Below are 20,848 nucleotides of genomic sequence, written 5' to 3' on the forward strand. Positions count from 1 at the left end.
CTCCGCTTGCGCCGCGGAACACGGAGCCGTCTGCCGCTCCGCGCTCATCTCCGGTCACCGGATCATCCCGCGCATGCAGAAGGTGACCCGCGCATGCAGAAGTGACCAGGGCTGATCCGGTCCACCACCAGGCTTCCCCCTGGATAGGGCGACATAACGCCATCTTGTGTACGGTCGCGGCGTTCCCTGACGGCACGGACGGCAACTCCTGTCCCTGCTGTGCGGCGTCCATGGGCGGCCTCCAGCAGGGTCGGCGAGGCCGACGGGCCGGGCACGGACGGGCCGGCACCCGGGTCCGGCCGTCAGCGCTCACCCGTCGGCCCGGCCCCGGCGGGGACCTCCGCCGCGGTGGCCTGATTGCCCCGTACGGACCGCAGGTGCGGCAGCAGGACCGGCGTGATGGCCAGGGCGAGGAGTCCTCCGATGAGGGCCAGGGCCGGGTAGCTCCCGCCGGCGACGACCATGCCCGAGGACAGCCCGCCGGTGGCCCCCGCCAGAGCGATGCCGACGTCCACCAGGCCCTGGGCCGAGGCGCGGCGCGCCGGCGGCAGGGCGTCGGTGACCAGGGCCGTGCCGCTGACGAGCCCGAAGTTCCAGCCGAGCCCCAGCAGTACGAGCGCGACCGCGAGGGCGGGCACGGAATGGGACGGTGCCAGGGCGGCCAGCACCCCGGCAGCGAACAGCGTCACCCCGGACGCCGCCGCCACGGGTATGCGGCCGAACCGGTCGACGAGCCGGCCGGTCAGCGGGGAGGGCAGGAACATCGCCCCGACGTGCAGGGCGATCACCAGCCCCGACGCCTGGGTGCTGTGGTCGTGCGCCCGCATGTGCACCGGCGTCATCGTCATGATCGCGATCATGACGAGTTGACCCAGCACCATGACGGCCGTCCCCGTGGCCACGCCGCGCACATCCGTGACCTCCGACGACGGCGCCACAGCGGCAGTGGCCGGGCCCCCGTCCGGTGGTGCTGCCGCTGCGGCCGAGGCCTTCCCGGCCTGCTCCCCATCCGCGTCCCGGCCTTTCCGAAGAGCGGCGTTCGTCGTGGCGGCCGCCGGTGCCGCCGGTGCCGCCGGTGCCGCCGATGCCGTGGGAGGTGCTGGAGTCCCGGGCGGCGCAGGGGCGCCGGACTCGGACTCGGCCAGGGCGCGGGCCAGCCGCAGGGGGTCCGGGCGCAGCGCACACCCCAGGACGATCGCGGCCGCGCCGTAGGCGACCGCGGCCAGCAGGAAGGGGCCCGCCAGCGGGGGTATGCCCCAGCTTCGGGCCACGTCCCCGGTCGGGCCGGCCAGATTGGGGCCGACGACGGCGCCGAGCGTGGTGGCGAAGAGCACGGTGCTCACGGCGCGGCCCCGGCGCGCCGGGGAGGCGAGGTCCGCTCCCGCGTAGCGGGCCATCAGATTGGTCGAGGTCCCGGCTCCGTAGACGAGCAGGGCGAGGAAGAGCGCGACCACCTGGCCGGTCGCGGCAGCCGCCACGACCCCGACGCTCCCCAAGGCGCCGACTCCGTAGCCGAGGGCCAGCCCGGGACGGCGTCCCCACCGTCCGCAGATCCGGCCGATTCCCGCTGCCCCGAGTGCGGCACCGGCGGTGAACAGGGCGCTGGGAACTCCGGCCAGCCCGGTGGAACCGAGCATGTCCTCGGCGATCAGCGCGCCCACGGTGATACCCGCCGCGAGGCCGGCGCCGCTGAGGACCTGCGAGATCACCAGAACCCGCAGAATCCGCTGCTGCTCGGGCAGTTCGGCCGGCTCGGCCGGAGCGGACCCCGGCTGCGTCTCCGGGGGCTCGCTGCGCACCGTCATCGATCGTCCTTCCCCGTGGTGAATGGTGGTGCCGGGGCGTCGGCGTGCGCCGACGGCCGCCCTGCCCGGGAACACTCCGGGCAGGCTCGGCAGGCCTTCGTGGAGTGCCGGGCCTGCCGTTCAGGCCGTGGCCATGGGCTCCAGCGCCGCTATGTCCGTCAGAGAGATGCCCATGTGTTCATGCAGGAACCGGACGATCGTCCAGTGCGGCAGCGCCCCCTCGTCGAAGGGCCCGAACTCCGCGCAGTACAGGGGTATCCAGCGCAGGGCCTCTTCCAGCACCTGTTCCCGGCCCGGTTCCCGCTGGTAGTCCTCGTAGCCGATGCTGCGGTGCTCGATGAAGAAGCGCCCCGGCAGCCGCTCCTCGCAGAGTGCCCGGTACTCGCGGGTCTGCAGGATCAGGTAGTGCCAGATCTCGTCGATGTCCTGCTCGACGGGAAGGAACAGGCCGCTGAGACGGTCCCGGTGCTTGGAGACGAGGTAGAGGTACCGCAGACACTCCGTCACCTGGCGTTCGGCGTACTCCGTCGGCACGCCGGCCCGGTCGGCGGCATGGGTGACCGCTTCGGTGTGCAGGGGCTCGCCGAGGAGCTCCTTGAGATCGGCGGGGGACACCGGGGCGCGGTGTGGGCTGGTCATGGGTTCTCCCTCCGCAGCTCGGGCGCCTGCACGAGCCATGCGTACTTGCCGGACTTCCCGATGGGAATGTGGGTGCGGTGCTCGACCCGGCAACGCCGTCCGATGAGTTCACCGACGCCGTCCGCCAGGGCCGCCGCTTCCGCGTCACCGAGGGGTGCGCCGTCGAAGGTGGTGCAGTCCAGCCGGGCGGTGCCGGGCTCGGTCACGTGCAGCTGATGGACGAACACCCGGTCCGATGCCTCGGCGATCCGCTCGTCCAGCTCACCCTGCGACACGGGGCCGCGTGGCGAGGCGAGCAATTCCTTCGCCCGGCCGCAGAACTGCACTATTTTGGCCGGATCCGATGTGCCGTCCTGCGTGCGTACACAGTCTCCCGAGCGGTACCGGATCAATGGCATATGCGGATTCCGTACGCTGGAGACGATGAGCTCGAATATCTCACTCCCGGGAGCCACCGGTAGCAATTCGAGGCTCATGTCGTGCAGATAGGGCCGGTACTCGCCCGTGCTGTCGCTGTAGAAGAGATAGCCGAGCTCCGTGCTGCCGAACAGGTCGACCAACGGGCAGTCGAAATGGCCCCGCAAGAATCGACGGACGTTCAGCGGTGCGTATTCATAGGCGTGGATGATTCCGGCGGGCGGCGGGAACGCGTCCAGCAGATCCCACTCCTTGGCCTTTCGCACCAGATGTGCCAGGTGGTACGCCGAACAGTCGAGGAGATACCGGCCCTGCGGATGCTCCTCGCGGACTCCCGAGATCTCCTCGAGCATGCGCTCGCAGTCGCCGCGGTCCCACAGCTCCGGGTCGAGCCGCAGGTTCACGTAGCAGGTGCGCTCATCCAGCCTGCGGTCCTCGAAGGAGGGTGCCGGGTCCGGCTCCCCGCCGCGCTTGGCCGCGTTCACCCGGGCGACGTGCTCGGTCGCCAGCACGGTGGTCAGCGAGACGCGCCGGCACCCGTCCTCCCAGGTCCCCGCGAGATCGGGGTGATCGCTCCAGAGTTTGTAGTACGAGTGCAGCAGGAAGTACGGGGGCCGGATGATCTGCATGCGCGCATGGTTGGTGCCCGTGGACAGCACGAACTCCGCCTCGCCCCCGGCCAGTGCCGCGGCCAGCCGCGGCGTCATCCAGTTGTCCGGGAACCCGCGGGCGATCTCCGGCTTCTCGAGCAGGGGGAAGTGGCCCTGCTCCACCGACCGGCGGTAGATCGGAATGTCTTTGACCAGTTCGATGGTCTCGGCAGTCGGCTGACCGTCCATGGAATACCTCGAGGTGCTCGGCATCGTGTCCCCGCAGCGGGGCCGGGGCTGACAGCCGGGGCCGGCCGTGAGTTCACCGGCGCGGCCCCGGCCCCGTTCAGCTCTCCGTCAGGAGATGCAGCCGCTCTTGGTCAGGCTGATGCAGCCGGACTTCGGGGCGGAGCTGATGCAGCCGTCCTTCGCGGCGGACTGTGCCGAATTGACGGCGATCCAGTTCTGCCAGACGTCTTCCTGCGCCATCTTCTTGATGAGCTGTTCCATGAATGGCCTCCAGAATTGAGCTGGGACATACGGCGCCGACCCGCGCGGGCGTCGCACCGATTGAACGTAAAGGGATGCTCAAAGAGATGTCAACGGCAGGTAATGTCACGGGCCGTGGGAACCGACTGCTGCCAGCCAACTTTGGCGTGATCTTTCTGTCGTGACCTCGTCGAGGGGCTCACGCCGCGGCGATCTGATCGATCGTCGGATGTGGTGCTCGAACCGGAGCCGCCGTAAACACGTCTCCCCCCGGGAGCCCCGGAACGACCACCCGAGGCCAGACACGAGGGAGACCCATGTCCGACGACACGCTCACCGGCATCCCCGCCGCAGGGCTGATCGACCGCACCACGCTCTACATCGGCGGAGCGTGGGTGGCTCCCCGGGGCGAGGGCGTCATCGAGGTCGTCGACCCGGCCACCGAACAGGTCCTCGCCACCGTCCCGGCCGGTGACGCCAAGGATGTCGACACGGCCGTCGCCGCCGCCCGCGCGGCACTCCCCGGCTGGTCCCGCACCACCCCCGCCAAGCGTCGTTTCCACCTCGACCGGCTGCACCGGGCGCTGCTCGGACGGGCCGAGGAGATCGCGGCCACCATCAGCGCCGAGACGGGCACTCCCCTCGAGGCCGCCCGCGCGGTCCAGGCCGCACTCCCGGCCGCGGTCGTCTCCTCGTACGCGGACCTGCTCACCGGCTCCGCGTCCCGTGACGCCGCCGGTTCGTCAGTGATCAAGGAGCCGGTCGGAGTCGTCGCGGCGATCACCTCGGGCGGCGACCCCCTGCACCGGATCGCGACCACCGTCGGCGGCGCGCTCGCGGCCGGGGCGACGGTGGTCCTCAAACCGTCGGGGTCCGCCCCGCTCAGCGCCTACATCCTGGCCGAGATCCTGCACGGCATCGGGCTGCCCGCCGGGGTGTTCAACCTGGTGACGGGCACCGGACCGGTCGCCGGCGAGGCGCTCGTCGCCCACCCGGGCGTCGTCATGGTGTCGTTCACCGGCTCGCCCCGCGTCGGCAGGCGCATCGCCGAGGCCGCCGCCACGTTCACGCGGCGCTCCCTGGACGTCGACGGCAGGTCCGTCGTCGTGCTGCCCGGCGCCGATCTGCCGGACGCGGTCCGGCGGACCGTGGGCGAGGCGATGGCCGGCGGCGGCCGGGCCCGCACCGCCCCGACGCGGCTGCTCGTCCCCGCGGACCGATGTGACGAGGCGGTGGAACTGGCCCGGGCCGCGACCGAGGAGTACACCGTCGGCGCCCCCGACGACCCCGCGACCCGGGTCGGCCCGCTCTCCTCCCTCGCCCGGCGCGACCGGGTGCGGGCCTGTCTGGAGCAGGCCGTCGCGGAGGGGGCCCGGCTGGTCACCGGTGGCCCGGAGGCTCCGGACCACCTGCCGGTCGGTGCGTATGTCCGGCCCACTGTGCTCGCCGGTGTCACCGAGGGCATGGCCGTCGCGCGGGAGGAGATCCCCGGCCCCGTCCTCCTCGTCATGGCGTACCGGGACGAGGAGGAAGCGCTGCGCATCGCCGGCACGACGGGGCGCGGAGCCTCGGCGGCGGTGTTCGCCGGAACCCGGGCGACGGCCGTCGAGTTCGCCCGCCGCATGGATGTCGGCACGGTCGTGATCAACGGCGGTTCGGCGTACCCGCACGCGCCCTCGGCGGGAACGCGGCAGTCCGGCAGCGGCGGGGAACCGGAGGTTCTCCGTCTTGACGACTTCCAGTGGACCAGGTCGCTCCGCTTCTGACCCTCCGACCTCGTCGGTTCAGTCGCGCAGGACCTCGACAGTTCCGGTCGGCAGGACCTCGTCAGTTCCGGTCGCGCACGACGTCGTCAGTTCCGGTCGCGTCGACTGCGGTTGGAGCGGCCACGGCACGGGCCGGGCCCGCTCCAGCCGCGGAGCCGGCGCGGTTGCCGTGGCCGCTCGGCGCGGCGTGCGCCGGGCCGGTTCACGACGCGGTACGAGGCCGGAGGTGGCCGAACCGCGCAGGCAGCGGAGGGGCCGGTCCAGGGCAGGAGAGCCGGGTTCAGTGCATGTCCGTGTCCGTGTCCGTGGCCGCCAGCAGGGTGATGCGCCGCCCCGTCGGATCGAGCGCCGCGAAGCCCAGCTCCGTACAGCCGAAGCCGTGCTCCGTGTAGCCGCCGACGAACCAGCCGTTGTCCGTCCCCTCCGCCACGGCGAACCGGAGCCAGCGGTGCTCGGCGGCGTGCCGGACGGCGTCGGTGTGGGGGACGTCCCGGTCCAGGTCCAGCAGCGCGTACAGGCCCCGCCACGCCGCGAGCCGTGCGTAGGCGCCGTCCCGCCCCGGGCTCTGGATCCCGCCCGCGAACGTGGCGAGAAAGAGCTCGGCCAGCACGTCGTCGGCCGTGGTGTGCGCGGCGGCCAGGGTGTCCGGAGTCAGTTCGGCCAGACAGTCGGCGGGGAGGCCGGTGAGCAGGGCGGCGTTCCAGTCGGCGGCGGGCAGTGGCTCCGGCAGCTCGTAGAAACGCGCCTCCCACGACTCGAACGGGGCCAGCGGCTCCCCGGTCCTCTCGGCCCGCGGGGGATCGGCGACGTCTCGGGCGCCGCGCGCCGCCCGTGCCCCCGCGTCGGTCGGCGGGATCTCCGGGTACCGGCCGCGCAGCTCCCGCGGAGTCAGCGCGCCGCTCCTGCGGTTCCGGTGGTGGGACATGCGCCGGGCGTGGTTCTCGAACGCCAGGGCCGGCAGCGGCAGCCAGGCCAAGGGATGGCCCAGCTCGCGCAGCCGCCCGGCGTACGCGAGATACGGCTCGTCCCACGGCCCCCACGAGCGCAGCGTGATCTCCTGCAGCAGGCAGGCACGGAATTCAGCGGCCGTGTCCAGCCGCTCCGGCAGCTGCTCGAAGAGCGCGTGCAGCGGTGTGGTGCCCGGCGGCCGCACCAGATGCCAGGCCATCCGGCGCACCAACGCACGGTGGTACTGGGGTCCGTCGAGGCTCAGCAGCGTGTCGGCCAGCCGGGCCGCACAGGCGATGGCAGCGGGCGACGGGTCGGAACACAGTGCCACCGCGATCCGGAGCAGGGCCGAGGACGCGTTGGGCGCCGTCGCGCGCGAGGCGAGGGCGGCGAGGTCGTACAGGCCCTCGGGGTCCTCCGCGGCGCGGGCGCGCAGCCCGGCATCGTCGGGGAGCGTGGGCAGGGCGGGTGCGTGGGACGGTTGCGGCATGGCGGAGACGCTACGGGGGCCGGCTCGCCCGGCGCGACGCGATATCCCACCGGGGCGCGAGGCCCCGTCAGTTCGGGGCCGGCACCGGGCCCGCTGCCGGATCCGGCCCGATCCGGACGACACGCCCTAACCCACGACGAGCAGTCCGAACACCCCCAGCGCGACCGTGCACCCCACCACGACCCCGGCCGCCCGTCCCGGCAGTGCGGGCGGCCGCGGGGTGCCCAGGGACAGCATGCGGCGGTGTGCGGCGCCCAGGAACACCAGCAGGGCGAGGGCCGTCAGCGCCACCGACAGGACGGAAGCGGGCGACAGCCCGTGACGCAGCGCCTGCCGTACGGCGAGCACCGCCGCCACCACCGCGGACAGCGTCGTCCGGCGCCAGGCCAGCCGGGTGCGTTCGGGCTGCAGCCCGGGGTCCCGCTCCGGCGGTGGCCCGGCTCGCTCCGGCGGTTCCGCTCCGCTCACCGGTCGGCCCAGCCGACGGCCACCGCGACCACCATGGCGAGCGCCACCACCGTCAGACCGACGGCGAGCCACGCCGGGAAGCGGCTCACCGGCAGGTCCTCGCCCCGCCGCATCGCCACCTCGCAGCGCGCCCAATGGTTGACCGCCCGCACCGCGCACAGCGCGCCGCCCAGCAGCAGGACCAGCGACATGCTCACCCGCAGCGTGCGGTGCAGGTCGGGCAGGAACTGGGCCACCGCGAACCCGCCGCCCACCAGGGCGAGCGCGGTGCGCAGCCAGGCGAGGAACGTGCGCTCGTTCGCCAGGGAGAAGCGATAGTCCGGAGTGTCGCCCTCCGCCCTGATCCGTTCGGGAGCGAACCACAGCCGAACCCCGGCGGCGATCGTCCGCAGTCTCCCGGAAAGCGCCTTCACGGACACGATCATGGCCGCACCCTACCGGCCGGGCCCGCGCCCACCGGGGGCACGAGGTTCACCGCGGGGCCCGCCGACGGGTGTCCGGTACGGAGCCGGTGACCGGAGCTACCGGTCGCGCCACTCCTGGAGCCTGCGGTACGCCTCCCTGCCGTCCGGCACCCACTCCCATTCCGGAAGCCGCCGCTCCAGCTCCTCGTCGGTCAGGAAGCCGTGCCAGGCGACCTCCTCCACCTGAGGGTTGACCGGAAGGGGGCAGCTCACCTCGTAGACATGCGACCACCAGGTGTGTTCCGGTGTCTCGTACAGGAAGTGGAAGAGCGGTTCCGGCTGCGGCAGCCCCGTGACGCCGAGTTCCTCCTCGGCCTCCCGCAGCGCGGCCTCCGCATACGACTCGCCGGCGCCGACCACCCCGCCGACGAACATGTCGTACAGCGAGGGGAAGACGATCTTCTCCGGGGTCCGGCGATGGACGAAGATCCGGCCGTCCGCGTCCCGGGCCAGCACGAACACGCACCGGTGGCGCAGCCGACGGGCCATCGCGTCCTCCCGCCGGGCCTGTCCCACGACCACGTCCTGCTCGTCCACGATGTCCAGCAGCTCGTCGGCGGAGCGCGGTTTCTGATCGGCCATGCGGCCATCCAACCAGGGCCGTCCGGTGCGCGGCCGACGGCGGTCCCGCGTGCCACCCGCCCGCGCGGCTCCGCACCGGGGGGTGTCCACCGTCCGCCGCGCCGCCACGGATCCGTTGACGAACGTCCTCCCGCACCGCGGCCCGGCACCCAGCACCCCACACTCAGCATCCGGCACCCGGCACCCGGCACCCGGCATCCGGCACTCCGCACCCGGGACCGCACCCGGCACCCGGCGCCCGGCGCCCCGCACCCGGGGACGCAACCGGGGCCGCACGCCGCCCCCGCCCCCGGCATCCGGAACTCCGTCGTCCGCAGCAGCACTTCTGCCATCCCGGCACCGGGAATTCGCCATATCGGCTTCGCCGGGGCGGCGAGGAGCCGGTCGTTCCCTTTCGGCCTTGACGTGGACCAGTGACTACCGCTTTGCTGTGCGTGATCATCGGCCGTCGACGGAGTCCGAGACCTCCGCGCACAGGGACCGATCAGACCTGCAATTCGACGCCCTCGCACGGGCAGAAGGTGGCGTGTGCCGTGGAGGAAGCCCCGGGATGACGCCACCTCCGCCTCCCCCTCCGCCACCGCCCTCGCTGGGCCGGGCCCGGCGCCGGGACGGACCGAGCTTCGACCCCGCACTCGACGACCACGCGCTCGCCCGGGCCCGCGACGCCCTCGCCCAGGGCCGCTGGACCGACGTCCGGGACCTGCTCGCCACGACCGGCGACGACTGGGACCGCCGCGGACACCGGCTGGTCGTCCTCGCCGAGGGACCCGCGAGCGCCGCGTGGGCCGAGGAGTGGAAGCTCGCCGAGCCCGACAGCGCGGACGCCGCGGCGCTGCTCGCCTGTGCCACCGTCTTCCGCGCGGTCCGCGGCCAGGAGAGCGCCGACGCGGCCCGGGGAGCCTGCCGGGCGGCGGCCCGGATGGCACCGGCCGACCCGACCCCCTGGCTCGGCCTGCTGATCCTGGCCCGGCGCACCGGTACCGACGAGGAACGGCTCCAGGTCTTCGACCAGGTGCGCGGCCGGCACCCGGAGCACCACCACGCCCACCACCTGATGACCGCCTGCCTGGCCGAGCGTCAGCAGGGCGACGGGGACGACCCGTTCCACGAGGTGTACGACTTCGCCTCCTGGGCCGCCGAACAGGCCCCCGCCGACTCCCCCCTCGCCGTCCTGCCCGTCGTCGCACACGCCGAGCGCTACCGGGTGCTGGCCCTGGCCGGGGCCGAACCGCGGGACCCCGCGCGGTCCGGCCACTGGACCACCCGCCGGGCCCGGCAGGCCATGAAGGCGGCGTTCGACTGGTGGCTGGAGTGGGAGGGGGAGGACCATCCGCGGAACAAGGTCGACCTGAATTTCCTGGCGCACGCCAAGGTCCACGAGGGCCGGATGGCCGAGGCCGCCGCCCTGTTCCACCGCATCGGGCGGCACGCCAGCCATGTCCCGTGGGCCTACCCCGACCGCGACCCCCGGAAGGCCTTCCGTACCGCGCGCCGTGCCGCGCTCGGTTCCGTGTGACACCACGGCCGGGCCCGGACCCGCCACTGCCCGGCCCGTCCGCACCCGCCCCGGCCCCGAACCCCGTGACCCCTGCCGCACCCAGGCCCCGGCCTTTCGGCAACAACCCCGCCCCCACGCCCCCATGGGAAGGACACATCCGCCATGCTCAATGGCAGGACGAGCGAGATCAGCACGTTCAAAGGCCACGACCGGGCCCTGCGCGCCGACCGCATCGGCATGACGGGACTGTTGCTGTCCGTCCTCGCCGCCAGCGCGCCGCTCATGGTGGTGGCCGGCGTGATGCCCACGACCTTCGCGGTGATGGGCATCGTCGGACAGCCGCTGATCTTCGTCATCCTGGGCGTGGTGCTGGCCCTGTTCAGCTTCGGCTACGCGGAGATGAGCCGGCATGTGCACAACGCCGGTGCCTTCACCGCCTATGTGGCCCGCGGCCTGGGCGGCACCGCCGGAGCCGGCGCGTCCGTCGTGGCCCTGGTCGCCTACAGCGCGATGCAGACCGGGGTGTACGGCATCTTCGGCTTCGAGCTGTCCCTGCTGCTCGCCGACCACCTGGGCATCGACACCCCCTGGTGGATACCCGCCCTCGCCGCGGTGGCCCTCGTCGGGGCCCTGGGCTGGCTGAAGATCGACCTCAACGCCAAGGTGCTCGGCGTGCTGCTGCTCATCGAATGCCTGATGGTGGCCGTCTTCGATGTCGCCGCGGTCGCGGATCCGGCCCCGGCCGGCCTCTCCCTGCAGGCCTTCGACCCGGACACCCTGACCGGAGCCGGGCTGGGCACCGCCCTGTGCTTCTGCATCGCCGCCTTCGTCGGCTTCGAACAGCCCGCCGTCTACGCCGAGGAGACCAGCCGCCCGCACGTCGTCGTGGCCCGGGTGACCTTCCTGATGGTCGGCTTCGTGGCCGTGTTCTTCGCCTTCAGCTCCTGGGCGCTCAGCGTCGCCGCGGGACCGTCGCGGATCGTGCACTCCGCCCAGCAGGAGGGTCCGGCGCTGCTGTTCTCCCTCACCGAGGCCCGGCTCGGTGCCGGATTCACCGACGTGCTCCACGTCTTCTTCGTCACCGGCATGTTCGCCTGCCTGCTCAGCTTCCACAACGTGGTCGCCCGGTACGCGTTCGCCATGGGCCGCGAGGGCCTGCTGCCCTCGGCGTTCGGCCGGACCAGCCCCACCAGCGGTGCCCCCGCCCACGGTTCGCTGCTCCAGAGCGTCATCTCCGTCGTCGTGGTCGTGGCCTTCGCGGTGACCGACGGCCGGCCGGCCGGTGACCCGACCGCCCCGGTGCTGCACCTGTTCACGTGGATGGGCAACGTCGGCGCGCTCGGGGTGCTCCTGCTGCTGGCGGCCACCTCCGTCGCCGTCATCGCGTTCTTCGTCCGCCGGGGAGCGGCACGGGCCCAGATGTGGCGGATCGCGTCCTCCGCGGCCGCCGGCGCCGCCCTCGTGGTGATCATCGCCATCGCGGTCGTCGACTTCGACGTGCTGGTCGCCGCGGGGCCGGGCTCGGCGCTGAGCCGGATCCTCCCCGGCGTCATCGGTGTCGCGGCGGTCGGCGGGGTGATCTACGGCCGGGTGCTGCGCTCCGTCAAGCCCGAGGTGCACGCCCGGATCGGCCTGGGCAACGAGGCGTTCCAGCTGGAGAAGGCCGCTGCGGCCGACACCACGCCCTGACGGCGGGGGAGCCAACCGCCCTCCCGCGCAGCCGAGTTCCGTCCCCCTGCGGGGCGGAACGCGGAGGGGCGGACGGCGGGACTTTCCGCCCACCCCCTAGGCACGGCGACTCCCGGCCGGTAGCTTGCGCTCCCCACCGCTTCTCGGTGCGGGCTGCACGGCAGATACGCGGGCAAGGAGGCGCAGTGCGCGAATTCAGCCTCCCACCCCTCGTGGCGGGTCCGCGGCGCGGAGGACTGGCCGACTCGGTGTACGAGACGGCCGAACGGCACCCCGACCTGCCCCAGCTCTCCCGGCGGAACGGCCCGCCGGGAGCGGAGTGGACCACAGTGACGGCCGCCGCCTTCCGCGACGACGTGCTGGCGCTGGCCAAGGGCTTCCTCGCGGACGGCATCCGGATCGGCGACCGGGTGGCGCTGATGTCCCGGACCCGCTACGAGTGGACGCTCGTCAGCTTCGCCCTCTGGTCGGTCGGAGCCCAGCTGGTGCCCCTCTACCCCACCTCCTCCCCCGAGCAGGTCCGCTGGATCCTGCACGACGCCAAGGCGGTCGCCGTCGTCGTGGAGACCGCGGAGCACGCCATGACGGTCGGCGCGGTGTGCGACGGACTCCCCGCCCTGCGCCGCATCTGGGAGCTGGACGGCGGCTGCACCGCGGAGCTGGCCGAGCGCGGGCGGGACGTCACCGAGACCCGGGTGCATCGCCGCCGCCGGGCCGTGACGCCCGGCTCGGCGGCCACCATCACGTACACCTCGGGCACCACCGGCAGACCCAAGGGCTGTGTCCTCACGCACGCCAACTTCGCCGTGGAGTGCGACACCCTGCTCGCGGGCTGGCGCCCGGTCCTCGCCGCCCCCGGCGAACAGCCGTCCGTCCTCGCCTTCCTGCCGTTCTCGCACGTCTACGGCCTGATGGTGCAGGTGGCGTGTCTGCGCGGCGGGGTGCTGCTGGGGCACCAGCCGGAGATCACCGCCGACGCCCTCTTCCCCGCCCTCGCCGGCTTCCGGCCCACCTTCCTCTACGCGGTGCCGTTCTTCTTCGAGCGGATCTTCCACCGCACCCGCCGGGCCGCCGAGGAGGCCGGCCGGCTGGAGGTGTTCGACAAGGCCATGGACATCGCCCTGCGCTGGGCCGAAGCCATGGAACAGCGCGCCCTGGGCACCGGCCCCGGCCCCGGGCCGACGCTGAAGATGCACCACGCGCTCTACGACCGGCTGGTCTACGAGCGGATCCGGGCGGTGCTGGGCGGCCGCGCCCGGCACGCCGTCTCCGGCGGATCGCCGCTCGGCCGCACCCTGGGACTGACGTTCGCCGGGATCGGCATCACCGTCTACGACGGCTACGGCCTCACCGAGTCCACCGCCGGGGTGACCGGACAGCCGCTGGGGCGGGTCAAGTTCGGCACCGTCGGCCGGCCCATCCCGGGCACCTCGGTCCGGATCGCCTGGGACGGGGAGGTGTGGGTGCGCGGCGAGACGGTCTTCGCCGGGTACCTCGACGACCGGCCCGGCACCGAAGCCGTGCTGCGCAACGGCTGGCTCGCCACCGGTGACGTCGGCACGCTCGACACCGACGGCTATCTGACCATCACCGGACGGAAGAAGGACGTCATCATCACCAGCGGCGGCAAGAGCGTCGCCCCGGTGGTGCTCGAGGAACGGCTGCGCAGCCACCCGATGATCTCCCAGTGCCTCGTGGTGGGCGACAACCGCCCGTACATCACGGCGCTGGTGACCCTGGACCCCGAGGCCCTCGGCCACTGGCGGCGGATGCACCGCAAGCACGGGACCCTGCGCGAACCGGCAGCCGACCAGGAACTGCACGAGGAGATCCAGCGGGCCGTGCACCGGGCCAACGCGGCGGTCTCCCACGCCGAGTCCATCCGGGCGTTCCGGATCCTGCCCGTCGAATTCACCCCGGCGGACGGCCTGATGACCCCGTCCCTGAAGCTCCGGCGCCGCGCGGTCGTCGCCCGGTACGCGTCCGAGATCGACCTCATGTACCGCTCCTGACGGCCGTTCGACGCCAGGGCCTACCGCCCGTTGCCCGGCCGGTCCTCCCAGGTCCAGTCGGCGACCTCCGGCAGGTCCGTGCCGTGCTCCCGGATCCAGGCGTGGTGCCGGGTCCGGACGTCGGCCATGGCCTGCCGCACCGCCACCGCCCGTCCGCCGAGGCCCGGCACCCGGTCGATGACGTCCATCACCAGCCGGTAGCGGTCCAGGTCGTTGAGGACCACCATGTCGAACGGCGTCGTGGTGCTGCCCGACTCCTGGTAGCCGCGCACATGCAGCTGCGGGTGGACCGCGCGGCGGTACGCCAGCCGGTGGATCAGCCAGGGGTAGCCGTGGTAGGCGAAGACGACCGGCCGGTCGCGGGTGAACAGGGCGTCGAACTCCGCGTCCGGCATGCCGTGCGGATGCCGGTCGCGCGGCAGCAGGGCCGCCATGTCGACCACGTTGACCACCCGGACCGCCAGCCCGGGCAGATGGCGGCGGAGCAGCCCGGCGGCGGCCAGCACCTCCTGGGTCGGCACATCACCGGCGCAGGCCAGCACCACATCCGGCTCCCGGCTGCCGTCCTCGGTCCCGGCCCATTCCCACACGCCCGCGCCCCGGGCACAGTGGGCCCGCGCCTCGTCCAGGCCCAGCCAGTCGAACGACGGCTGCTTGCCCGCGACCACGACGTTCACATAGCCGCGGGTGTGCAACACGTGGTCGGCGACGGCGAGCAGGGTGTTGGCGTCCGGCGGGAGATAGACCCGGACCACCTCCGGGCTCTTGTTCAGCACATGGTCGACGAAGCCCGGGTCCTGATGGGAGAAGCCGTTGTGGTCCTGCCGCCACACATGCGAGGTGAGCAGATAGTTCAGGGAGGCGACGGGCAGCCGCCACGGCAGCTCCCGGGCGGTCTTCAGCCACTTGATGTGCTGGTTCACCATCGAGTCGACGATGTGCACGAACGCCTCGTAGCTGTTGAACAGCCCGTGGCGCCCGGTGAGCAGATAACCCTCCAGCCAGCCCTGGCAGAGGTGTTCGGAGAGGACCTCCATCACCCGGCCGCCGTGCTCCAGGTGCTCGTCGGAGGCGGCGGCCGCCGCCTCCCAGGCCTTTCCGGTGACCTCGTACACCGCGTCCAGCCGGTTCGAGGCCGTCTCGTCCGGCCCCACGATCCGGAAGTCCCGGCGCTCCGCGGTCTCCGCCATGATCCGGGACAGCAGGCCGCCCAGCACCCTCGTCGGTTCGTGCAGGGTGGCCCCGGGCCGCTCCACCGGCACCGCGAACTCCTCCAGCGGCGGGGCGGGCAGCTCACGCAGGAGCAGGCCGCCGTTGGCGTGCGGACTGCAGCCGAGCCGGGCGTCCCCCTCCGGCACACAGCGGAGCACCGCCGGGCGCGGACCGCCCCGGTCGTCGAACAGCTCCTCCGGCCGGTACGAGCGCAGCCACGCCTCCAACTGCCGCAGGTGCTCCGGGTTCTCCCGGACCCCGGCCAGCGGGACCTGGTGGGAGCGCCAGGTGCCCTCCACCCGCTGCCCGTCCACCTCGGCGGGCCCGGTCCAGCCCTTGGGCGTCCGCAGCACGAGCACCGGCCAGCGGGGCCGCTCCCGGACGCCGTCCTCGCGGGCGGCGCGCTGATGGCCGGCGATCCGGTCCAGCGCCTCGTCCAGGGCGACGGCCATCGCCCGGTGCACCTCCCGCGGGTCGTCCCCGGCGACGGTGACCGGCTCGTGCCCGTAGCCCCGCAGCAGCGCGGTCAGCTCTGCCTCGGGGAGCCGGGAGAGCACCGTCGGGTTGGCGATCTTGTAGTCGTTGAGGTGCAGGACCGGCAGCACGGCCCCGTCGTGCACCGGGTCGAGGAACTTGTTCGCGTGCCAGGAACCGGCCAGCGGACCGGTCTCCGCCTCGCCGTCGCCGATCACACAGGCCACCAGCAGGCCCGGGTTGTCCAGCGCGGCCCCGTAGGCGTGGGCGAGGGAGTAGCCCAGCTCGCCGCCCTCGTGCAGCGAGCCGGGGACGTCCGGCGCGACATGGCTGGGCACCCCGCCGGGGAAGGAGAACTGCCGGAACAGCCGGGCCATGCCGTCCTCGTCGCGGCCCACCGTCGGATACGTCCGGGTGTAGCTGCCCTCCAGCCAGCTGTTCGCCAGCACGGCCGGCCCGCCGTGTCCCGGGCCCCAGACGCAGAGCGCCTCCAGACCGCGCTCCCGGATCACCCGGTTGAGATGCGTGTACACCAGGTTCAGCCCCGGCGTCGTCCCCCAGTGGCCGAGCAGCCGCGGCTTGATGTGCTCCGGCCGCAGCGGTTCGCGCAGCAACGGGTTGGCCATCAGATAGATCTGTCCCGCGGACAGGTAGTTCGCGGCGCGCCAGTGGGCGTCCAGTGCCGCCAGCTCCTCACCGGTCGGGGCCGGCCGGTTCTCGGTCATGGAACCTCCTCGAAAGCCGCGGGGTGTCACGGTGTGCGCGTTCCACGGCGCCGCGCGGTCATGCGGAACGCCCGGGACGGGGTCCCGGCGGCACCCCGGTCCGGGTCCACAGTCCGGGTCCACAGCCCGGCCCCGTGGCCGCGGCGGCCGGCACCGGGGTGTCCGGCCCGGTGTATGTCCCCGCGGAGGCCCGATGTCAACGTCAACGGCCCTCCATCACCCGAAGAGATCACCCCGGTTGGGCCATTCATGTGCGGGCGCCGGCCGAACCGGCGCGGAGAGTTCCGCTGTTCGGGGGCGGGAGGGAGAGTCGCAGCGGAACCGGCACGCCCCGGCTGGGGGCAGGAGGAAGGATCGGATGGCCGAGGAAGGCTTCAGGAGCAGCATGTCGCGCCGGTCGGCCCCGGGGCGTGATGCGAACGTCCCGCCAGGCCGGCGGCGTCCGGCACGCGGGCTCGCCGCGTTGTCGGTCGTCGGCGCGGCCCGCCGCGCTTTCCCCCTCTGGGCCCGGTGGCCCGGGAGGTGCCCCCACCCGCCGCCGTCCGGTCGCCCGCACCGGACGCCGCCGGCCCCGCTCTTCGGGCGGACGACGCTCCGTGGGAACCTCGCCCTGGCGGCCGCCTCCGCCGCACTGGGCGTCCTGCTCAGCGGATGCACGGCGCTGGCCGAGGGCGCCCAGGACGTGATCGACCAGCAGCAGCCGCAGTCCCGGCAGCGCATGGAGCACACCCTCCGCACCGGCCACCCCGACCTCTGGGTGAACCCGGAGACGCCCGCCGCCCGGCAGATGCGCCAGTGGCAGCTGGAGGGCCGTACCGCGGACGCCGGTCTGCTGCGCCGGATCGCGGAACAGCCCGTCGCCGAATGGATCGGCGACCACCCGGAGACCCGGGTCGACGCGATCGTGGACGCCGCGGAACGCGCCGGACGCACCCCCGTTCTGGCCGCCTACCACATCCCGTACCGGGACTGCGGGAACCATTCGGCCGGCGGCGCCGGGGACGCGGCCGCCTACCGGCAGTGGATCCGTGCCGTGGCCGCCGGGATCGGCAGCCGCCGGGCGATCGTCGTCCTGGAACCCGACGCGGTCGCCCAGGCCGTCGACGGCTGTGTGCCCCAACAGCTCCGGTCGCAGCGCTTCGCCCTGCTCAACGACGCGGTGGCCACGCTGTCCGCGCTCCCCGCCGCCCGGGTCTACCTCGACGCCGGCCACCCCGACTGGATCAAGGACACCGCCCGGCTGGTGGAGCCGCTCCGGCTGAGCGGCGTCGACGCAGCCGACGGCTTCGCCCTCAATGTCTCCAACTTCCAGCCGACCCGGACCACCGAGGAGTACGGCCGGCGGCTCTCCCGGGCACTCGGCGGCAAGCCGTTCGTGATCGACACCAGCCGGAACGGCAACGGCCCGGTCCAGGGCGTGCCGGCGAGCGATGAGCGGGCCTGGTGCAATCCGCCGGGGCGGGCGCTCGGCGAACTGCCGACGCTGCGCACCGGCCGTTCCGGCGTCGACGCCTTCCTGTGGGTCAAGCGCCCCGGCGAGTCCGACGGCACCTGCAACGGCGGGCCCCCGGCGGGCGACTGGTGGCCGCGGTACGCGCTGGACCTGGCCCGCACGGCCGGGGGCTGAAACGAACCCGGCGCCGCCACGGCGGCCGGACACGGCCCCGCCCCGGACGGCCAGGGGCGGGGCCGATGCCGTCACCGCGGCGGAACGTGCACCCAGCGGGCCCGGGACGGGGTGCCCTTCGCGTCGCTGACGAAGAGCATGTACCAGCCGGGCGGCAGCAGCGCCGGGTCCTTCGGCACCGACAGCCGCAGCGAACGGCCCCGCTGCCGCACCGGCACCTCCACCGACCGCTGTTCCACATCCGTGGTGTGGGTCACCGCGCTCGGCCGCATCAGCCGCGCCGTGGCCATCTTCCCCCCGGCCGCCAGGGCGAACCGGGCCGTGGCCCCGCGCCGCAGCTCGGTGGGCCCCGCCCCCAGCACCGGCCGGCCCTTCCGGTACAGATACGGCGGGGTGTAGATCTCCACCCGCTGTTCGAACGAGCCGGTCCGGGTGTTGTCCGGGTCGGCGTAGAGCGGGTCCGAGCCGAACGTGGCGACCCGGCCGTCGGGCAGGAGCAGCGCCGAGGAGTGGTAGTTGCGTCCCACGACCGGCGCCGCCGCCGGGCGGAAGGCGTTCTTCCGCGGGGTGTAGAACTGCGCGTGGTGGATGTCGCTGTCGCTCTTCCCGCGGTAGTCGACGGAACCGCCGGTGGTGAACACGGTGTCGTCCGGCAGGATCACACTGGACAGATAGCGGGTGCCCTGCGGCAGATCCGGACCGTCGGTGAACCGGGGCGACCGCTTCAGATCCACCACCGCGGTGCGCGCCGTGGACCGCTTCGACTCCCCGACGCCTCCGCCGCCCAGGACCATCACCTTCTGGTCCTGCGCGGGCGGCAGCAGCACCGACGCCGAGGTCTCCGTCTCATCGGCGTCCTTCAGCCCCGGCACCCGCTGGAAGGTGTTCCGGCGCAGATCCCACAGGCCGGGCTCCCGGCCCGCGTCGGCCGGTCCGTACCCGGCGTTGGAACCGGAGTAGAACAGCTTCCCGCCCTGGGTGAGGAAGAGCGCCGGATAGGTGGGGAAGTACCGGTGCGGAGCCGTGGACCACGTCCGCGTCCTCGGGTCGAAGATCTCGTTCTTCCCGTTGATGATCTGCCCCACGTCGTCCAGCCCCGACACCGCCAGCACCCGGCCGTCGGCCAGCGTGACCAGCGTGGGATACCAGCGGCTCTCCGCCATCGGGTCGACGGGGACGTAGCGCTCGGTGCGCGGATCGAACTCGTACGCCGCGTTGATCCCCTGGTAGTCCTGCTTGTCCAGGGTCATCGCCTGCGCCAGGCCGTACAGATTGCGCCGGTCACTGCCCGACAGCCCCTCGATCCGGTACTGCGCCGGACGCTTGCGGACCTGGCCGCGGCCCTTGCGCGCCGCCTCGACGAAGACCCGGACCTCACCGGCCGTCACCGTCACCTTGCCCTTGCGGCTCTTGTGCTTCGCCGCCGCCGGGACGGTGAAGGCCCGCACTGCGCGGTACTCCCGGCCGTCCGGGGCCCGGAAGACCGTGCCCCGGCGGAAGGTGCGGGTGACGTCCGGGTCCTCGTTCTTGACCAGCATCGGTCCCGCGGCGCGGTCGACCTTGTCCGCCATGATCTCGTAGCGTGCGGTGCCGCCCGCCACCAGCAGGCGCCCGCCGGGCAGTTGCGCGTGCCCGGAGCAGAACAGGTCGTCCGGGGTGGGCACGAGCTTGAAGGTGTTCCTGACCGGGTCCCACAGCAGCGTCTTGAAGGAGCCCGCGTCGAAGCTCTTCTCGTTGTTGCCCGAGCCGGCGATCAGCAGCACCTTGCCGGTGTGCAGCAGCGCCGCGTGGATGGCGTCGACCCGGTACCGGTCCGGGACGTCCAGCAGGTCCCAGTGGCCGAACCGCGCCTTGTAGCCGTGCTGTTCGATCCGGTACGCGTGATAGGTCCGCTCGGCGTAGCTGATGGCCGCCGGGGCGTTCAGGCCGGCCAGCACGACCATCGCGGCCGTCCCCACGACCGTGGTGCGGACGCGTGGGCTGATCACAAGGCGCACAGCGAATCCTTCTCTGACGTGGTGGCGCGTTCGGACGTGGTGGCGAGGGAGGTCTCGGTACGGGCGGCGGGAACGGCCGGCGGAACCGCCCGGGTACGCCGCCGCAGCCGGGCGTCGACGTACCAGATCACCGGCGGTGCGAGAGCGAGCAGCAGCGCCAGCAGCGACCAGGTGCGCATGGCCGCGTGGGTGTGTCCGAGGAAGCCGGAGGCGATGAGCCCGCCCGCGAACACCACGGCCCACAGCAGGTGGATCCGGAAGGTGGCCAGGCGGTCGGGGGTGGCGGAGTCGCCCTTCGGCGTCACCACGAAGGTGCTCTTCCGGCGCAGCGCCGCGTCCATCAGCGAGCGGGCGTAGATGGGGGCGGACAGCGCCGACATCACCATGCCGGCCACGCCGCCGGAGCCGTCCGGCTCGTGGGGGGAGACGTTGTGCCGCCGGTTCCAGATGTACAGCCCGATCTGGAGCGCCGCCGCGTCGCTGTACAGCATCAGCCACACCTCCGAGGAGATGTGCACCCCGGAGGCGCCCAGCACCAGGAAGAGCGTGCAGCTCAGCGCGGCGAGCAGCCAGTTGAACGCGGCCATCGGGTAGTAGGCCAGCATCAGGGTGTAGTTGAGCAGCTTGCCCGGCGGCATCGTCAGCGGGGCCCTCCAGTACTGCTTGAGGATGGTCTCGTAGGTGCCGCGGGACCAGCGGAGCTGCTGGGTGAAGAAGTCGGTCCAGGCGGTGGGGCCTTCGCCGACGGCGAGGACGTCGGGGGTGTAGACCGAGCTCCACTTCTTGCCGGTGGCGGGGTTGCGGTGGCGGTGCAGTTCGAAGCCGGTGGCCATGTCCTCGGTGATGGAGTCGTACAGACCGCCGATGCCCTTGATGGCCTTGATGCGGACGGCGTTGCTGGTGCCGACGAACATGGGTCCGCCGTAGGCGTTGCCGGCGCGCTGGATGAGGGC

The 20,848-nt window shown here is 73.0% G+C and carries 16 protein-coding genes; 5 read left to right on the forward strand and 11 right to left on the reverse strand.

The genetic code is table 11. From position 1 onward, the window contains the following. Nucleotides 1-302 precede the first annotated feature (302 nt). From ABT112_RS10105 to ABT112_RS10120, 4 genes are all read right to left on the reverse strand, one after another. A complete protein-coding gene (locus ABT112_RS10105; RefSeq protein ID WP_351507581.1) occupies nt 303-1,805 on the reverse strand; it encodes an MFS transporter in 1,503 nt (500 codons plus the stop codon). Between the two features lie 120 nt (nt 1,806-1,925). Continuing rightward, on the reverse strand, nt 1,926-2,444 hold the full coding sequence (locus ABT112_RS10110; RefSeq protein ID WP_351507583.1) for a glycine-rich domain-containing protein: 519 nt from the start codon (nt 2,442-2,444) through the stop codon (nt 1,926-1,928). Then, complete coding sequence (locus ABT112_RS10115; RefSeq protein WP_351507584.1) at nt 2,441-3,700, reverse strand: phenylacetate--CoA ligase family protein; 1,260 nt, start codon at nt 3,698-3,700, stop codon at nt 2,441-2,443. Before ABT112_RS10115 ends, ABT112_RS10110 begins: the two co-directional genes overlap by 4 nt. A 108-nt stretch (nt 3,701-3,808) precedes the next feature. Next, nucleotides 3,809-3,961, reverse strand: coding sequence for a hypothetical protein (locus ABT112_RS10120; RefSeq protein WP_351507586.1), 153 nt, complete (start codon nt 3,959-3,961; stop codon nt 3,809-3,811). A gap of 296 nt (nt 3,962-4,257) precedes the next feature. Here ABT112_RS10120 and ABT112_RS10125 point away from each other — a divergent pair, with 296 nt between their 5' ends. Then, the gene (locus ABT112_RS10125; protein WP_351507588.1) at nt 4,258-5,706 is read left to right on the forward strand and encodes an aldehyde dehydrogenase family protein; all 1,449 of its coding nucleotides are present in this window, start codon (nt 4,258-4,260) and stop codon (nt 5,704-5,706) included. Between the two features lie 280 nt (nt 5,707-5,986). Here the strand turns inward: ABT112_RS10125 and ABT112_RS10130 are convergent, their stop codons facing one another. The 4 genes from ABT112_RS10130 to ABT112_RS10145 all read right to left on the reverse strand — a co-directional run bounded on the left by ABT112_RS10130 (nt 5,987) and on the right by ABT112_RS10145 (nt 8,658). Continuing rightward, the gene (locus ABT112_RS10130) at nt 5,987-7,144 is read right to left on the reverse strand and encodes a DUF6183 family protein (protein ID WP_351507590.1); all 1,158 of its coding nucleotides are present in this window, start codon (nt 7,142-7,144) and stop codon (nt 5,987-5,989) included. Between the two features lie 126 nt (nt 7,145-7,270). Next, nucleotides 7,271-7,612 (reverse strand): DUF202 domain-containing protein, encoded by a 342-nt coding sequence (locus tag ABT112_RS10135; RefSeq protein ID WP_351507592.1) that lies wholly within the window; start codon nt 7,610-7,612, stop codon nt 7,271-7,273. Further along, nucleotides 7,609-8,037 carry a YidH family protein gene (locus tag ABT112_RS10140; protein ID WP_351507594.1) on the reverse strand — a complete coding sequence of 143 codons (429 nt, stop codon included), beginning with the start codon at nt 8,035-8,037 and terminating at the stop codon, nt 7,609-7,611. Before ABT112_RS10140 ends, ABT112_RS10135 begins: the two co-directional genes overlap by 4 nt. Before the next feature lie 96 nt (nt 8,038-8,133). After that, the gene (locus ABT112_RS10145; protein ID WP_351507596.1) at nt 8,134-8,658 is read right to left on the reverse strand and encodes an NUDIX domain-containing protein; all 525 of its coding nucleotides are present in this window, start codon (nt 8,656-8,658) and stop codon (nt 8,134-8,136) included. Nucleotides 8,659-9,208: 550 nt separating this feature from the next. Between ABT112_RS10145 and ABT112_RS10150 the strand changes: the two genes are divergently transcribed. From ABT112_RS10150 to ABT112_RS10160, 3 genes are all read left to right on the forward strand, one after another. After that, complete coding sequence (locus ABT112_RS10150; RefSeq protein WP_351507597.1) at nt 9,209-10,177, forward strand: hypothetical protein; 969 nt, start codon at nt 9,209-9,211, stop codon at nt 10,175-10,177. Nucleotides 10,178-10,321: 144 nt separating this feature from the next. Continuing rightward, nucleotides 10,322-11,848, forward strand: coding sequence for an APC family permease (locus tag ABT112_RS10155; protein WP_351507599.1), 1,527 nt, complete (start codon nt 10,322-10,324; stop codon nt 11,846-11,848). 185 nt (nt 11,849-12,033) lie between these two features. Next, on the forward strand, nt 12,034-13,860 hold the full coding sequence (locus ABT112_RS10160) for an AMP-dependent synthetase/ligase (protein ID WP_351507601.1): 1,827 nt from the start codon (nt 12,034-12,036) through the stop codon (nt 13,858-13,860). A gap of 20 nt (nt 13,861-13,880) precedes the next feature. Here the strand turns inward: ABT112_RS10160 and ABT112_RS10165 are convergent, their stop codons facing one another. Next, a complete protein-coding gene (locus ABT112_RS10165; protein ID WP_351507603.1) occupies nt 13,881-16,271 on the reverse strand; it encodes a phosphoketolase family protein in 2,391 nt (796 codons plus the stop codon). 385 nt (nt 16,272-16,656) lie between these two features. Here ABT112_RS10165 and ABT112_RS10170 point away from each other — a divergent pair, with 385 nt between their 5' ends. Beyond that, nucleotides 16,657-17,898, forward strand: a complete 1,242-nt coding sequence (locus ABT112_RS10170) for a glycoside hydrolase family 6 protein (protein WP_351507604.1) — start codon at nt 16,657-16,659, stop codon at nt 17,896-17,898. Nucleotides 17,899-17,969: 71 nt separating this feature from the next. On the opposite strand, the gene glxA is transcribed toward ABT112_RS10170, so the two are convergent. Then, complete coding sequence (gene glxA, locus ABT112_RS10175) at nt 17,970-19,895, reverse strand: radical copper oxidase GlxA (protein WP_502975305.1); 1,926 nt, start codon at nt 19,893-19,895, stop codon at nt 17,970-17,972. Further along, nucleotides 19,883-20,848 (reverse strand): glycosyltransferase family 2 protein (locus ABT112_RS10180; protein WP_351507606.1); only part of this gene is annotated, 966 nt, incomplete at its 5' end. The genes glxA and ABT112_RS10180, both read right to left, overlap by 13 nt.

This window comes from Streptomyces sp. NPDC002055 (assembly GCF_040296705.1).
Lineage (GTDB): Bacteria > Actinomycetota > Actinomycetes > Streptomycetales > Streptomycetaceae > Streptomyces.